This window comes from Allobosea sp. GW821-FHT03A12 (assembly GCF_058986765.1).
The window spans coordinates 45355-58916 of record NZ_JBYSVZ010000007.1 but is presented as its reverse complement, the minus strand read 5'-3'; the positions used below and the strand labels follow the sequence as shown (position 1 = coordinate 58916).

At 66.6% G+C, this 13562-nt stretch carries 20 protein-coding genes; 14 read left to right on the top strand and 6 right to left on the bottom strand.

What is annotated here, in order from left to right:
• Positions 1 to 2: 2 nt before the first annotated feature.
• The 4 genes from AC3WLC_RS25475 (at position 3) to AC3WLC_RS25460 (ending at position 3116) form a co-directional block, all read left to right on the top strand.
• Positions 3 to 1277 carry an FAD-dependent oxidoreductase gene (locus AC3WLC_RS25475; RefSeq protein ID WP_493686708.1) on the top strand — a complete coding sequence of 425 codons (1275 nt, stop codon included), beginning with the start codon at positions 3 to 5 and terminating at the stop codon, positions 1275 to 1277.
• Entirely contained in the window at positions 1274 to 1492 is a 219-nt protein-coding gene (locus AC3WLC_RS25470) for a hypothetical protein (protein ID WP_493686707.1), read from the top strand. The genes AC3WLC_RS25475 and AC3WLC_RS25470 overlap by 4 nt, the downstream gene beginning before the upstream one ends.
• A 67-nt stretch (positions 1493 to 1559) precedes the next feature.
• Positions 1560 to 2297: a helix-turn-helix domain-containing protein gene (locus AC3WLC_RS25465; protein WP_493686706.1), complete on the top strand. Its 738-nt coding sequence runs from the start codon at positions 1560 to 1562 to the stop codon at positions 2295 to 2297.
• Between the two features lie 99 nt (positions 2298 to 2396).
• Positions 2397 to 3116 carry a haloacid dehalogenase type II gene (locus AC3WLC_RS25460; RefSeq protein WP_493686705.1) on the top strand — a complete coding sequence of 240 codons (720 nt, stop codon included), beginning with the start codon at positions 2397 to 2399 and terminating at the stop codon, positions 3114 to 3116.
• 6 nt (positions 3117 to 3122) lie between these two features.
• On the opposite strand, the gene AC3WLC_RS25455 is transcribed toward AC3WLC_RS25460, so the two are convergent.
• From AC3WLC_RS25455 to AC3WLC_RS25445, 3 genes are all read right to left on the bottom strand, one after another.
• The gene (locus AC3WLC_RS25455) at positions 3123 to 3677 is read right to left on the bottom strand and encodes a DUF924 family protein (protein WP_493686704.1); all 555 of its coding nucleotides are present in this window, start codon (positions 3675 to 3677) and stop codon (positions 3123 to 3125) included.
• Between the two features lie 73 nt (positions 3678 to 3750).
• Positions 3751 to 4041: a type II toxin-antitoxin system RelE/ParE family toxin gene (locus AC3WLC_RS25450; RefSeq protein WP_493686703.1), complete on the bottom strand. Its 291-nt coding sequence runs from the start codon at positions 4039 to 4041 to the stop codon at positions 3751 to 3753.
• Positions 4029 to 4307 carry a CopG family ribbon-helix-helix protein gene (locus AC3WLC_RS25445; RefSeq protein ID WP_493686702.1) on the bottom strand — a complete coding sequence of 93 codons (279 nt, stop codon included), beginning with the start codon at positions 4305 to 4307 and terminating at the stop codon, positions 4029 to 4031. The genes AC3WLC_RS25450 and AC3WLC_RS25445 overlap by 13 nt, the downstream gene beginning before the upstream one ends.
• Positions 4308 to 4530: 223 nt before the next feature.
• Between AC3WLC_RS25445 and AC3WLC_RS25440 the strand changes: the two genes are divergently transcribed.
• From AC3WLC_RS25440 to AC3WLC_RS25410, 7 genes are all read left to right on the top strand, one after another.
• Complete coding sequence (locus tag AC3WLC_RS25440) at positions 4531 to 5181, top strand: TetR/AcrR family transcriptional regulator C-terminal domain-containing protein (RefSeq protein ID WP_493686701.1); 651 nt, start codon at positions 4531 to 4533, stop codon at positions 5179 to 5181.
• Between the two features lie 34 nt (positions 5182 to 5215).
• Positions 5216 to 6235, top strand: a complete 1020-nt coding sequence (gene ilvC, locus AC3WLC_RS25435; RefSeq protein WP_061966828.1) for a ketol-acid reductoisomerase — start codon at positions 5216 to 5218, stop codon at positions 6233 to 6235.
• A 189-nt stretch (positions 6236 to 6424) separates the two neighbouring features.
• Positions 6425 to 6610 (top strand): hypothetical protein, encoded by a 186-nt coding sequence (locus AC3WLC_RS25430; RefSeq protein ID WP_493686700.1) that lies wholly within the window; start codon positions 6425 to 6427, stop codon positions 6608 to 6610.
• A 26-nt stretch (positions 6611 to 6636) separates the two neighbouring features.
• Positions 6637 to 6855, top strand: a complete 219-nt coding sequence (locus AC3WLC_RS25425; RefSeq protein ID WP_493686699.1) for a hypothetical protein — start codon at positions 6637 to 6639, stop codon at positions 6853 to 6855.
• A 285-nt stretch (positions 6856 to 7140) separates the two neighbouring features.
• Positions 7141 to 7968: a helix-turn-helix transcriptional regulator gene (locus tag AC3WLC_RS25420; protein WP_493686698.1), complete on the top strand. Its 828-nt coding sequence runs from the start codon at positions 7141 to 7143 to the stop codon at positions 7966 to 7968.
• Positions 7969 to 8057: 89 nt separating this feature from the next.
• Positions 8058 to 8438, top strand: a complete 381-nt coding sequence (locus AC3WLC_RS25415; protein ID WP_493686697.1) for a DUF1127 domain-containing protein — start codon at positions 8058 to 8060, stop codon at positions 8436 to 8438.
• Positions 8439 to 8463: 25 nt separating this feature from the next.
• Positions 8464 to 8616 (top strand): hypothetical protein, encoded by a 153-nt coding sequence (locus AC3WLC_RS25410; RefSeq protein WP_171019413.1) that lies wholly within the window; start codon positions 8464 to 8466, stop codon positions 8614 to 8616.
• 61 nt (positions 8617 to 8677) lie between these two features.
• Here AC3WLC_RS25410 and AC3WLC_RS25405 read toward each other — a convergent pair whose 3' ends face one another.
• Positions 8678 to 9049, bottom strand: coding sequence for a ComEA family DNA-binding protein (locus AC3WLC_RS25405; protein ID WP_493686696.1), 372 nt, complete (start codon positions 9047 to 9049; stop codon positions 8678 to 8680).
• 205 nt (positions 9050 to 9254) lie between these two features.
• Positions 9255 to 9791, bottom strand: coding sequence for a DedA family protein (locus AC3WLC_RS25400; protein WP_493686695.1), 537 nt, complete (start codon positions 9789 to 9791; stop codon positions 9255 to 9257).
• Between the two features lie 194 nt (positions 9792 to 9985).
• On the opposite strand from AC3WLC_RS25400, the gene AC3WLC_RS25395 reads away from it, so the two are divergent.
• The 3 genes from AC3WLC_RS25395 (at position 9986) to AC3WLC_RS25385 (ending at position 13078) form a co-directional block, all read left to right on the top strand.
• Positions 9986 to 10855 carry an ABC transporter ATP-binding protein gene (locus tag AC3WLC_RS25395; protein WP_493686694.1) on the top strand — a complete coding sequence of 290 codons (870 nt, stop codon included), beginning with the start codon at positions 9986 to 9988 and terminating at the stop codon, positions 10853 to 10855.
• Positions 10852 to 11643: an ABC transporter permease gene (locus AC3WLC_RS25390; protein ID WP_493686693.1), complete on the top strand. Its 792-nt coding sequence runs from the start codon at positions 10852 to 10854 to the stop codon at positions 11641 to 11643. The genes AC3WLC_RS25395 and AC3WLC_RS25390 overlap by 4 nt, the downstream gene beginning before the upstream one ends.
• Before the next feature lie 67 nt (positions 11644 to 11710).
• Positions 11711 to 13078, top strand: a complete 1368-nt coding sequence (locus AC3WLC_RS25385) for a DUF3592 domain-containing protein (protein ID WP_493686692.1) — start codon at positions 11711 to 11713, stop codon at positions 13076 to 13078.
• Here the strand turns inward: AC3WLC_RS25385 and AC3WLC_RS25380 are convergent.
• The gene (locus AC3WLC_RS25380; protein WP_493686691.1) at positions 13075 to 13476 is read right to left on the bottom strand and encodes a hypothetical protein; all 402 of its coding nucleotides are present in this window, start codon (positions 13474 to 13476) and stop codon (positions 13075 to 13077) included. The genes AC3WLC_RS25385 and AC3WLC_RS25380 overlap by 4 nt on opposite strands.
• Between the last annotated feature and the right edge of the window lie 86 nt (positions 13477 to 13562).

The window sequence follows — 13562 nt, the reverse complement described above, 5'->3', positions numbered from 1 at the left end:
GCATGAGTCGCAGCCTAACGATCGCGATCATCGGGTGTGGAACCGCCGGGCTGGCGGCCGCACTGCTGCTCGAACGGGCCGGCCACGCTGTCACGCTGATCGAGCGCTTCGGCGAGCCGCAGCCGCTCGGCTCCGGCCTGATCCTGCAGCCGAGCGGGCTCGCGGTCCTCGAGGTGCTCGGCCTTGCCGCGCCGCTGATCGCCGCCGGCAGCCGGATCGACCGGGTGTTCGGCCTCAACGCGGTCACAGGCTCGGTGGTGCTCGACGTGCGCTATGCCGCGCTGAAGCGCGAGCGCTTCGGCGTCGGCATCCATCGCGCGGCGCTGTTCAAGGCGCTGTTCGCTTCCGTGCAGAAGCGGCCGATTGCCATCGAAACCGGAGTCGAGATCGGCGACATCGATCCCGCTGCCGACGGTAAGGTCTCGCTGGTTGCGGCGAGTGGCTGCCGCATCGGTCCGTTCGACTTCGTCGTCGATGCGTCCGGCACGCGCTCGGCCTTGCTCGGCCACGCCATTCGCCCTGCGACGCGCGTGCCGCTGAGCTATGGCGCGCTCTGGGCCAATGTCCCGCTGGGGGGCACCGGCTTCGACCGCCACGCACTCGAACAGCGCTATCGTCGCGCCAGCGTGATGGTCGGCGTGCTGCCGATCGGCCGCCAGGGTGGCGCGCCGGAGCCGCAGGCGGCGCTGTTCTGGAGCCTGAGAGCCGATGCGCTCGACGCCTGGCGCAGCGCCGGGCTGGCGGTCTGGAAAGCTGAGGTCGAGCGCGTCTGGCCGGCGACCGCGCCATTGCTCGCGCATATCGTCGCGCCCGAGCAACTGACCTTCGCGAACTATCGCCACCAGACGCTGCCACGACCTTACGGCCGGCGGATCGCTTTCATCGGCGACGCCGCCCATTCGACTAGCCCTCAGCTCGGACAGGGGGCGAACATGGCCCTGCTCGACGCCTATGCGCTCGCCGTGGCGCTGAGCGATGCCGCCGATCTCGACGCCGCGCTGCTTCGCTATGCGCAGCTTCGGCTCTGGCATGTCCGGCTCTACCAGGCGGCGAGCCGGATGTTCACGCCGTTCTACCAGTCGGACAGCGTAGTGCTGCCGCTGATCCGCGACCGGGTGGTACCGCCTTTGGCGCGGCTGCCGGGCATCGACCGGATTCTGGCGCTGCTGGTCTCCGGGCTGATCGGCGATCCCTTGCGGCGGCTGGGGTTGAAGGAGCCGGCGATTGCTGCTGAAAGCGATCGTCCGGCGCTCGCCGGGGAGGGGGCTGAGCGGTGACGATCGGACTGAATGAAATCTCGCTCGGCCTCGGCGCCATCGGCTTCGCCTGCTTCGCCTGGCCGATCTATCAGCGCCTGACCGGCCACGCCGAAGCCGAGCCGCTGGGCTCCGGCAAGAGCCTGCGCTCGCCGCTGTGGTGGGCCGGTTTCGTGCTGACGGTCGCTGCGATCTTCCTGCAGCGCATCGTGGCGCAACAGGCGGCCGGCGGCTGAGGGCTCTTGATCGCCTGCGCCGATCGGCGGCAAATGGGCGCTATGACCTCTTGCGCATGAGTGGATGATGTCGATCCATCTCGAACTCCGCAGCTATCGCGGCCGCGACCGCCACCGCCACGACTACAGCCAGATCCTGTTGCCGATGCAGGGCGCGATGCGGCTCGATGTCGAAGGGCATCGCAGCGTCGTCTCGAGCAACTGCGTCGCCATCATTCCGCGCGAGCACGAGCATGATTTCGTGCCGACCGCCGATTGCAGCATGCTCATCCTCGATGTCGAGGCGGGAGCCTTCGCCGGCGAGGCCGAGCCGGCCCTGTTGCGCGATCTCGTCCCGTCGTTGACTCGGGTCGAGCCCTGGCTGTGGCGGATGTTCCGCCAGCTCGGCGCCGAGGTCGAAGCCGGCGCCTGCCGGGCCGAGGATGCCGCCCGGATGGCGATGGCGGGGTTGCAACTGATCCAGCCGACCGTCACCCCCCGACCATTGTCGCGCGCGGAAGGCCGTGTGCTCGATGTCGCCCACGAGGGTGGGGCGGGCAGCATCGTTGAGATGGCGAGGGCCGCCGGCCTCGGCCAGAGCCGGTTCCATGCCCTGTTCCGCGCGACGACAGGCCAATCGCCGAAGCAATCGCAATTGACCCGGCTGTTCGACGCTGCCGCCGAGCAGTTGGTCGCAACAGCATTGCCGGTCTCCGAGATCGCCTATGGCCTCGGCTACCAGAACGCCTCGTCCTTCAACCGGCAGTTCAAGCGGCGCTTCGGCCTGACGCCGTCCGAGTTCCGTGCCGCGAGCCGGAGCCGATAAGCGCAGCTTCGGTCAAGTCGTTCGGAGCTTCGCCTCATCACGGCCGGGCGGGCGGTCGCTAAGGTCCATGCGACTTCGCATCCATGAGGACCAGCAGCGATGAAACTCACCGATTTCAAGGTTCTGACCTTCGACTGCTACGGCACGCTGATCGACTGGGAGACCGGGATCTGGAATGCGCTGCAGCCGCTGCTCAGCGCCGGCCGGCTCGATCTCGGCCGCGAGGAGGCGCTGGCGCGCTTCGGCAAGCTGGAGAGCGAAGTGGAGGAGGCGGGGCCGTCGCTGCGCTATTCCACGCTGCTCGCTGCCGTCCATGCCCGCCTCGCCAGGGATCTCGGCGTCAACATCCATGCCGACCTCAACGAGCGCTTCGGCGGCTCGGTGCCGGACTGGCCGGCCTTCCCGGATTCGGCCGAGGCGCTCGCCTATCTCAAGCGGCACTACAAGCTCGTCATCCTCTCCAATGTCGACCGCACGAGCTTCGCCGCCAGCAACCGCAAGCTCGGCATCACTTTCGATGCGATCTACACCGCCGAGGATATCGGTTCCTACAAGCCCGACCCGCGCAACTTCGCCTATCTGCTGGCGCATCTGGAGGCCGATCTCGGCCTCAAGCCCGGCGATGTCCTGCATACCGCGCAGAGCCTGTTCCACGACCATGTCCCAGCGGAACGCGTCGGGCTGGCGCGCGCCTGGATCGACCGGCGCTTCGGCATGGCGGGGAGCGGGGCAACGCAGATTCCGGCGAACCAGCCGAAGGTCGATTTCCACTTCAAGAGCATGGCCGAGCTGGCCGAGGCTCATCGGAAAACGGTCTAGGGCTGATCAGCCGCTGAAGCCGCCATCGTCGAGGAAGCGCTGCTCCTCGGCCGAGCTCTCTCGGCCGAGGACGGCGTTGCGGTGCGGAAAGCGGCCGAAGTCGCGGATGATGTCGCGATGGATGATGGCGTATTTGACCGAGTCGTCATCGCCCGACGCCTCGCTCAGCGCAACGCAGCGCTCCTGGTCGGCGAGATCCTCCGAGTGCATGAACGGCATGTAGAGGAAGCGCCGTTCCGGATTGTCGAACGCCGCGTCGAAACCACGCGCGACCGCACGGCTCGCGACGTCGCGGGCGAGCGCGTCGACTGCAAAGGCTTTGTGCGAGCCGCGATTGAGATTGCGCGGGAACTGGTCGAGCAGGATCAGCAGCGCATAGACGCCCTCCGGCGTCTCCTCCCAATCCGAAAGCTCACCGCGCGCGGCGGCGTCGACCAGTGGCCGGAAGCGCCTCGCGATCTCGGCATCGAAGGCATCGTCCTTGGCGAACCATTTGTCCGGGCCGGCCTCGCGCCAGAATGCGAGGACCTCAGCGGCGGCGGGTGGGGTGGGCTGTGTCATGGCTCGTTCCGGCGCAGATGCTGTCATAGCGAGAAGATGTCGACCTATCCGGATTCTCGGGTGCAAGCAGCCCTCAGTACCCGGCTTCCTTTTGATGCCGTACGGCGAGGATCGTTACGGCGCGCTCGTCAATGCGATAGCGGACCAGATATCCGCTATCCCCAAAGTCGATGAGCCATTCCCGGTATTGCTCGGGTAGCTGCTCGACGAGCCTGCCCATCTGGGGATGGGCGCCGAGCGCCTGGACGCCTTGGACGATCGCTTCGCCGGCTCGTTTGGCCGCCGCCGGATTCTTGGGCCGCAGGAAGGCCCTGAGCCGCTCAAGGTCGCGGAGCGCGGCCGGGGCAAAAATCACTCGTGGCATTCGGGCGTAGGCAGCTCGTTGTCAGCTCCCCAGCTCGACAGCCATTTTTCGACCTCTTCAGCCGTTGCGTGCAGCCCAGTCGCCTGGAACTCCTCCCAGGCCTCAAGGGTGTCCTGGCGCAGGGCCTCGCGCTTCTCCTCGCGATCGACATACTGCGCGATCGCCTCACGCATGATCCAGTGCGAGGTACGGCGCCGCGCAGCGGCCAGGTTCTGCACGCGGCCTTTCAGTTCGTCATCGAGTTTGATGGAGGTGACTGCCGCCATAGGTCCATCATCCAATAAGAGGTATTACCTTGGGCTACCATAGCCAGATTCCGGCTTGCCGTCCATCGCAACTGGCCGGGCATCCAGGCGCGAAGATTCCAGCATGGTCGGATATAGATGCCCTAACGGGGCGGCAGAGATGAAATTTCTCCGATGTGCTCTTGCGCCCCGGCAAGCCGTGCGCTAGATGCCAGAACCGTAACGTACGGTACTCTCCGGATCGATGAGCGACATCGCGACCCATAGCCAAGGCGAGGCGCTGAGCGAGCGGCAGCAGGCCGTGCTCGATGCCGTGCTGGCGCTGATGGTGGAGCAGGGCGACCAACTCACCATGACAGCCGTCGCCCGCCGCGCGAGCTGCTCGAAGGAGACGCTGTACAAATGGTTCGGCGATCGCGACGGCCTGCTGACCGCGACGGTGCAGTGGCAGGCCTCGAAGGTCCGGGCCGACAACTACGATCGCCAGGCGCTCGATGCGGCGACGCTGCGCAAGAGCTTGCGCGATTTCGCCGAAAACTGGCTGACCGTGATCACGAGCCAGACCTCGATCGCGCTCAATCGCGCCGCCATCGGTCATGCTGCCTCGGGCAAGAGCAATCTCGGCGGCATCGTGCTGGCGAACGGGCGTGTCGCCATCGGGGAGCGATTGAAGCCGGTTCTGGAGGCTGGTCGCGCCGCCGGACTGCTCTCATTCGACGACGCCGAGACGGCGTTCCGCACCTTCTTCGGTCTGGTCGGCCGCGATGTTCAGATCAGGTTGCTGCTGGGCGATGCGCTCGTCTCCGGCGAGGCAGACATCCAGCGCGACGCGGCCCGGGCCACCGACCAGTTCCTCGCCCTTCACGGACGGCAGGGTGCCGTACCGAAAGCCTGAAGCCAAGAGATCAACCCAAGGAAGGACGCATCCAATGCGCGTTTATTACGATCGCGACGCCGACATCAACCTGATCAAGGGCAAGAAGGTCTGCATCGTCGGCTACGGCTCGCAGGGCCATGCCCACGCGCTCAACCTGCGCGATTCCGGCGTCAAGGAGATCATCATCGCCCTGAAGGCCGGTTCGGCCACGCGCAAGAAGGCCGAAGAGGCCGGCTTCAAGGTCATGACCCCGTCCGAGGCCGCCAAGGTCTCCGACATCATGATGATGCTGACCCCAGACGAGCTGCAGGGTGACATCTACCGCGACGAGCTGCACGCCAACATGAAGGAAGGCGCCGCCCTGCTGTTCGCGCACGGCCTCAACGTCCACTTCAACCTGATCGAGCCGCGCAAGGACCTCGACGTGCTGATGGTCGCGCCGAAGGGCCCGGGCCACACCGTCCGTTCCGAGTATCAGCGCGGCGGCGGCGTGCCGACCCTGATCGCGATCCACCAGGACGCGACCGGCAACGCCCACGACCTCGGCCTCTCCTACGCCTCGGCCAATGGCGGCGGCCGCGCCGGCATCATCGAGACCACCTTCAAGGAAGAGTGCGAGACCGATCTGTTCGGCGAGCAGGTCGTGCTCTGCGGTGGCCTGGTCGAGCTGATCAAGGCCGGCTACGAGACGCTGACCGAGGCCGGCTACGCCCCCGAGATGGCCTATTTCGAGTGCCTTCACGAGGTGAAGCTGATCGTCGACCTCATCTATGAGGGCGGCATCGCCAACATGAACTACTCGATCTCGAACACGGCCGAGTATGGCGAGTACGTCACCGGTCCGCGCATCATCACCGCCGAGACCAAGGCCGAGATGAAGCGCGTGCTTACCGACATCCAGTCGGGCAAGTTCACCCGCGACTGGATGCTGGAGAACAAGGTCAACCAGACCTCGTTCAAGGCGACCCGCGCCCGCTATGCGGCCCATCCGATCGAGGAAGTCGGCGCCAAGCTGCGCGACATGATGCCGTGGATCAAGGCCAAGGCCCTGGTCGACAAGACCAAGAACTGAGGCGAGTGCCGGGCTTCGCACGCAGATTCAACGCGATGCGAGGATGATTCCGGAATCTCTTGCAACTGCTTGAAAATAAAAGGAACGGGCGCCCGGCAGGGCGCCCGTTTCGCGTCGCGGGGCCTCGTCTCGGGAACCGCTTCCCGCGGCAGGCGTTGATGCTCCAGTCGATAGCAGCAGGAGCGTGCGATGACCGGCCAGGACGAACTGAGAGAGAGGGCGATCGAGCGGCTGCATCAGCGTCATGCCCGCCATGGGCTTGCCGATGTCGCGAGGCCGGCATCCTGGGACGATCAGCTCCCGATCCTGCTGATGGGTGGATTTCTCGCCGTGACGCTGCTGGCGAGCGTGCTGCTGCGCGCCGTCGGAGGCTGACGGCCCAGAACCAGACGGAGGCCGTCATGCAAGACGACGTGAAGGTGCGCGAGGCGCGCATTCCGGAGAAAGGTGGCGAGCCGATCCCGCCGATGCGGGCGGATGTCCACTCCGATGCCGACCCGGCGGTCGAGACCCCGGTGGAGGCACGGCAGGGCTTCCTCGACCGGCCGGTGCTGGTCGTCCTCGTCGCCGGTCTGGCGCTGGCGATCGTGGGCTGGATCCTTGCCGAGATGTGGGCGTAGTGAGCCGACGCATCGACCTGTTCCCGAAGAAAGATTGTTCCGACGAGACAGACCTACGCTGAACAGATGGAGGCGATGATGACACCGATCCGATCGATGCCTGCGTCCCAGGGTTTTCAGTTCAAGTTCGCACATCTGGCACTGGGCGCTTCGTTCGCCCTACTGACAATGATCGTCTTTGGCGTGCTGTAATTCGCCGCCGCGCAAGAGCCGGCCGGCTCAGGCCCAAGCAGCCTGATCGCCGCGCCGGCTCTCTCTTTTTTGAGCGCGCCGCGGAAGGCAGGGATGTCGCAATTCTCGGTCAGCAAGCTGCTCGACAGCGAGGTCGTGCTGGTGCGCGATGTCGTCTGCTCCGGCGAATGCCGGCATCGCAGCGACGAGGAATGCGCACACGCAACCCATCTGGTCTTTCCCTATCGCGGCATCTTCGTGCGTCATGTCGGGCGTGACGATGCGGTGGCGGAGAGCAACCAGGTCCTGTTCTTCAATCCGCATGAGGGCTATCAGGTCAGCCATCCGGTCGCAGGGGGCGATGCCTGTCTCGATTTGCGCCTCGGCCAGGACGCGCTGCACGAGCTTGTGCCTCCCGAACTGCTCCGCAGGGGCACGAGCGCCTTCCTGATGCAGCGCCGCCGGATCGATCCGCGTGCGCAGGCGCTCGTCGCTCTGCTGCGATACAGCCTGCAGCGCGGCGTTGCCGAACCCTTGGAAGCGGAGACCTTGGCGCTGACGCTGGTGCGGCGCGCCTTGGGCGAACGCACGTCTCATGCGGCCGGAGCCTCGGCCGGCCGACGCAAGCTGGTCGACCGGGCCAAGCTGGTGATGGCTTCCGATCTCGCCCGGCGCTGGACATTGGCCGAGATCGCGAGGGAGGTCGGGGTCTCGCCGGTCTACCTCACCCAGGTCTTCGCTCAGGTCGAGGCCGTGCCGCTCTATCGCTATCAGTTGCGCCTGCGGCTGGCGCGGGCGCTCGACTTGCTCGGTGATTGTGACGACCTGACCCAGCTCGGACTGGAGCTCGGCTTCTCCAGCCACAGCCATTTCAGCGCCGCCTTCCGACAGGCCTATGGCCGCACGCCGGCGGAGTTTCAGCGCTCGCTCGATCTCCGCTGACAGAAGCTGTCACTGATCGCGAAAGATTCTGACAGCCGCTGACAGCCGAAAGGCGTTCTCTCCCGTCATCACAACGACGGAGACAGGTCATGATCAGCTTCATCATCGGATCGGCCAAGCCTGTGCTCGCGATTTTCGACGTGCTTGGCCGGCTTCTCGGCGCGCTCGACCACTGGCTGCGGTCGCGCCGCGACTACCGCACCCTCTGCGACATGAGCGAGCGCGATCTGCGCGATCTCGGTTTGCGCGACAGCGATCTGCGCGATGCCACCGCAGCGCCCTTCTTCGGCGACCCCACCGCGATCATCTCGCTGCGTGCCGAGGAGCGGCGCGGCCTTGCAAGTGGCGAAAGTATCGACGAGGTCCTGCGCGGCTTGAGCGCGGGAGCGCCGGTCCGGCCCGAGCGGATCGCTAAAGAATCCGACAGCGCCGAAGGTGGCCGGGTGGTCTTTCTCAGGGCGGCCGAATGAGCGGCCCCCGAGAAGGAGGAAGGCCATGAGTGGAACCTGCGCAGCCTGCGATTGCGAGCTCGACGAGAGCCCGATCAAGGTCACGATCGGCGGCAATACCGTCGAGGTCTGCTGCGACGATTGCGCCCAGGCGCTGAGGGAGGCCGATGCCTCACAGGCGCAGGCGAGCGGCCACTAACTCGCCGACAAACGAAAGAGCCGGCCGCGAAAGCGGCCGGCTCCTTTTTGTGCAAGCGGGATCAGAAGGTGACGCTGTCCTTGATCTCGGCCTCGACGTTCGAAGGCAGCACGCTGCGCTTCACCAGATCGTCGAAGTTCTTGAACTTCGCCTTGGCGCGCTCCTCGATGATCTTCTTGGAGCGGGCCTCGCCGATGCCCTTGAGCTGCTCGAGCTCGGCGGCGCTGGCGGTGTTGATGTTGACCTTCTTGGCCTGGGCCTGGGTCGCGGTGGGCGCTGCCGGCTTCGCAGCGGGGGCCGCAGGAGTGGCGGGCGTGGTCACGGGCGCCGCCGGCTTGGCCGGGGTGGTGGGCTGGGTCGCGGTCTGTGCGAGGGCCGGGCCGGCGGCGAGGGCGAGCGCGGCGAGACCGATAGCGAAACGAGACATCGTCATGGCGTGGACTCCTGTTAAGTCCTGCCCGGAGGAGCTGAACTGCGAGGATGCCGGGCCATCCGCGCCGCCGCGCCGGTTGCGAACCGGAAGGATCCGGTCCAGGCGCGATGGCTGGACTTTCGGCTGGCGCGGCTGAACGCGATCTGAGTCCAGCGTTCAGCTGGCGTTTGGCTTTCCGCCGGGTTTTCGCCGTGATTGCTCGGCGCTACTTCCCGGTGAACTGCATCATGTATTCGGAGAAGCGGCCGGCGCCGTAGATCAAGCCGAAGCCCCAGGCGAAGGACGCCGCGAAGTTCGCGATCTGGAAGGGCCAGAACGGCATCTTGACGATGCCGGCGACGAGCGCGACCACCGCCCGGATCGGCCCGAAGAAATGACCGATGGCGACGCCGAGCACGCCCCATTTCTCGAAGAAATCGTGGCCGCGCTGGAGCAGGGCCGGGTTGTCGCGCAGCGGCCAGTGGTCGCCGACGCGCGGGCCGAGGACGAGGCCGACCCAGTAGGAAATCCAGAAGCCGGAGGCCGCGCCGAGCGCCGCCGCGAGCGAGAGCGGCACGAGGTTGAGGCCGGAGGCGCCGGCGATCGCACCGAAGGTGGTGAAGAACACCGTCGCCGGGACCAGCCAGGACAGGACCGCGACGCATTCGGCGAAGGCGATCAGGAAGACGATCGGAATCGCCCATTGCTGGTTGGCGCGCATGAACTCGACAAGGTCCTGCATCCATTGTTCGAGCTGAAGCATGGGCGAGCGATTCCTCCTGCGGTCAGGCGAGCGATAGAGCAGAAGCGTCGACTTTTCGCTACCGGCGCGGTTCCGTTCGCCAGACGCGGTGTCGCAGGGCGGGTTGCCTTCGCGGATTGATCGCCTAGTGTTCGCCCCGAACGGAAATAAGCCGCGTGTGCCGGGAGGCGCCGGCGGCAGGGGACGGGATATCCATGGAGTCCAAGGTCAGCCCGCCCGGTGACAGGGGCGCGGCAGGAGAGCAGCCGGCGGTCAGGCTTGCCGGCATCGACATCACCTTCCATCTCAAGGGCGGCAGCCGCTACCAGGCGGTCAAGGGCATCGACCTATCTGTCGCACCTGGCGAGTTCGTCTCGGTGGTCGGGCCGACCGGCTGCGGCAAGTCGACCTTGCTCAATGCCGCTGCCGGCCTGCTGACGCCGTCGACCGGCAAGGTTTCGATCTTCGGCCAGCCGCTCTCGGGCCTCAACCGCCGTGCCGGCTATCTCTTCCAGCAGGACGCGCTGATGCCGTGGAAGACGGCTCTGGACAACGTCAAGGTCGCGCTGGAGCCGATGGGCGTCTCGGATGCCGAGGCCGACAAGCGGGCGCGCGACTGGCTCGGGCGGGTGGGCTTGCGCGCTTTCGTCGAGCGCTATCCGCACATGCTTTCCGGCGGCCAGCGCAAGCGCGTCGCGCTCGCGCAGATGCTGATCCGCGATCCCGAGATCCTGCTGATGGACGAGCCTTTCGGGCCGCTCGACGCACAGACGCGGCAGATCATGGGCAATCTCCTGCTCGACCTCTGGAGCAGGGACCGCAAGGCGCTGATCTTCGTCACGCACGACCTCGAAGAGGCGATCGCGCTCTCCGACCGGGTGGTGGTGATGACCGCCGGCCCGGCCGCCGGCATCGTCGCCGATTACAAGGTGCCGCTGGCCCGCCCGCGCGACATCGCCGAGATCAGGCTGGAGAAGGCCTTCCACGAGATCCATCGCGACATCTGGGCCTCGCTCCGGGTCGAAGTCCAGAAGGCCTATGCCATGGGCGAGGGCAGGGAACTGGTCGGAGGAGCCGCGTCATGAACCGCGTCAAGCTCTTGGCCCTCCAGATCCTGGTGATGATCGTCTTTCTGGCGATCTGGCATGTCGTCACCACCACCAGCCTGTTCGGCGAGGTGAAGACGATCCAGTTCTTCTTCTCGACGCCGGGCGAGGTCCTGGCCCGGACCTGGAAGCAGCTCACCGGCTCCGAGATCTACTGGCATCTCGGCATCACTCTGACCGAGACGGTGCTCGCCTTCGTGATCGGCTCGGCCGCCGGCATCTTCTTCGGCTTCGCCTTCGCCCGGAACGCGCTGCTGGCGGCGGTGTTCGACCCCTATATCAAGGCGGCGAACGCCCTGCCGCGCGTGGTGCTGGCGCCGATCTTCGCGCTCTGGTTCGGCCTCGGCATCTGGTCGAAGGTGGCGCTCGGCTTCACGCTGGTGTTCTTCATCGTCTTCTTCAACGTCTACCAGGGCGTGCGCGAGGTCTCGCCGACGGTGCTGGCCAATGCCCGCATGCTCGGCATGAACGAGCGCCAGCTCTTCCGCCATGTCTATTGGCCGTCGGCCCTGACCTGGATGTTCTCATCCTTGCACACCTCGGTCGGCTTCGCGCTGGTCGGCGCGGTGGTCGGCGAGTATCTCGGTTCCTCGGCCGGCCTCGGCTACAAGATCCACGAGGCCGAGAGCGTCTTCGACGTCACCGGCGTGTTCTCGGGCATGCTGATCCTGGCGATCTTCGTGATCGTGATCGACGCGCTGGTGACGATGGTCGAGAACCGGCTGCTGGTCTGGCGGCCGGGGCAGAGCTCGACCACGACGACCTAACGTAAGCTGCGCTTGATTCCGGGCTCGAACGAGCGCCATCCTTGCCTTCCAGCGTTGGGGGGCGGGCATGGAGCTCGACGTCTGCGATCGCATCACCGCCGACCCGACACGGGAGGACATCAGCCGCGCCATCGACCAGCGCGGCGACGATCCCGATTGGTTCATCAATCTCTCCGATGATGACGGCTATGTCGAAGCGGGGCTGGAAGGGAAGGGCCGGTTCCGGCTGGCCTATCACTCTGGCAAGGCCCGCTTCGACGCCGCCGAGACGGTCGATGCCGCGGCGCTGAAGCGAATCCTGCTCGCCTATCTCGATGGCGACAAGAGCTGGCGCGGCAAGCTGGCCTGGCAGCGCAAGGCCTCGCCGGCCAAGGCGGCCGAGGCCAGGGGCGAGCCCCCGACCTGGGCCGTGATCGCCGTCGTTGCTTCGCTTGCGCTGATCTTCGTGATCGCCGAGGTACTGCCGGAGAGCTGGGTCGAGCGGCTGCCCTTTGCCGGAACGACCATGGGCAACATCGCGCTGATCTCGCTGCCGGTGGTGGTGATGGTCGGTGCGATGATCCTCAATGCCGTGCTCAAGGTCAGGCGCGCCAGCAATTGGGCGCAGGCGCCGGGGCGCGTCATCCGCTCGCAGATGGCGGTGCGGCGGCCGCCCGAGGGCAATGAGATCGGGACCGTCGTCAACGTCCCCGCCGTGACCTATTCCTTCTCGGTCGGCGGCGTGACCTATCAGGGCACGCGCGTCAGCCTCGGCGACATCAGCGGCAAATATGCGCAGGTGGCGCTGGCGCGCTACCCGGCCGGCGCGAACGTGACCGTCTATTACGATCCGGCCGATCCCAGCGACTGCGTCCTGGAGCGCGAGGCGCCGAAGGGTGCGGTCAAGGGCTGCGGCCTCGCGCTGCTCGTCGTCGTTCTGCTCGTCTGGGGGCTCTATTGGGTGGGTACCGACGGTGCCGAGGCCCTCAAGGTGCGCATGCCGGATGCCGATGTCCCGGTGATGCTGTTCGCCGGCCTGTTCGGTGCTGCGGCGTTGCTGTTCTTCGTCGGGCACAAGCGCTATCTCGCCCGCGCCAATACCTGGCCGATCACGCCGGGGGAAGTCGTCTCCAGCGTCGTCGAGCAGCGCCATTCGACGGAGAACGGCAGGACGCGCACGACCTATCTCCCCGTGGTCGAGTTCGCCTACACCGTCGACGGCAACCGCCTGCACAGCCGGCAGGTCAAGCTCGGCCTGGAGGTCTCGGGCTCGGAGAGCCTCGCGCAGGGCATCGTCGACCGCTATCCGGCCGGCGCGCCGGTCGAGGTCCATTACGACCCGCAGGACCCCTCGAACGCGGCGCTCGAAAACCCGACGGGAACGAACTGGATTCTGCTCGGCATCGCGCTCGCCTGCTTCGCCATCGCGCTCTATGCGAGCCGCGTCTTCCGCTAGCTCGGCTCGTCCGCGCCCTTTTGGCCCGGCGAGGCTTCGAGCAGCCGTATCAGCTCGGCGTAGCGCGGCATCAGCTCCTCGCGTCGCTGCATGTCGCGGTCGAACTGCTCCTGCTTGTCCGCCACGCTGCTCTCGTCCTGCGGTGCGGCGCTCCCCTGGAACATCTCGTCGAGCGCATGGGCCATGGTGCGGTCGCTGAGCCAGACGAGCTCCTGCTGAAGCGCCGTATACTCCGTCATCAGCTTGACGCGCTTTTCGACCCAGCTCGGCTCTGCCGGATCGTCGGCGCCGGCTCCTGGCGCCTGCGGAGCGGCACCGCCCTGCGCCAGAGCGGTGCGGGCCTGGTCGGACAGGTCGAGGATGACGGCATCGTCGCGAGCGAGCGCGGCTGTGGTCACGCTGGCAGGCGAAGAGTTTGCTCTGTCCGGTGCCGGCACGCCCGCCGAGGGCGCGCTGTGCGGGAGTTCATAGGGGGAAGGCGCAG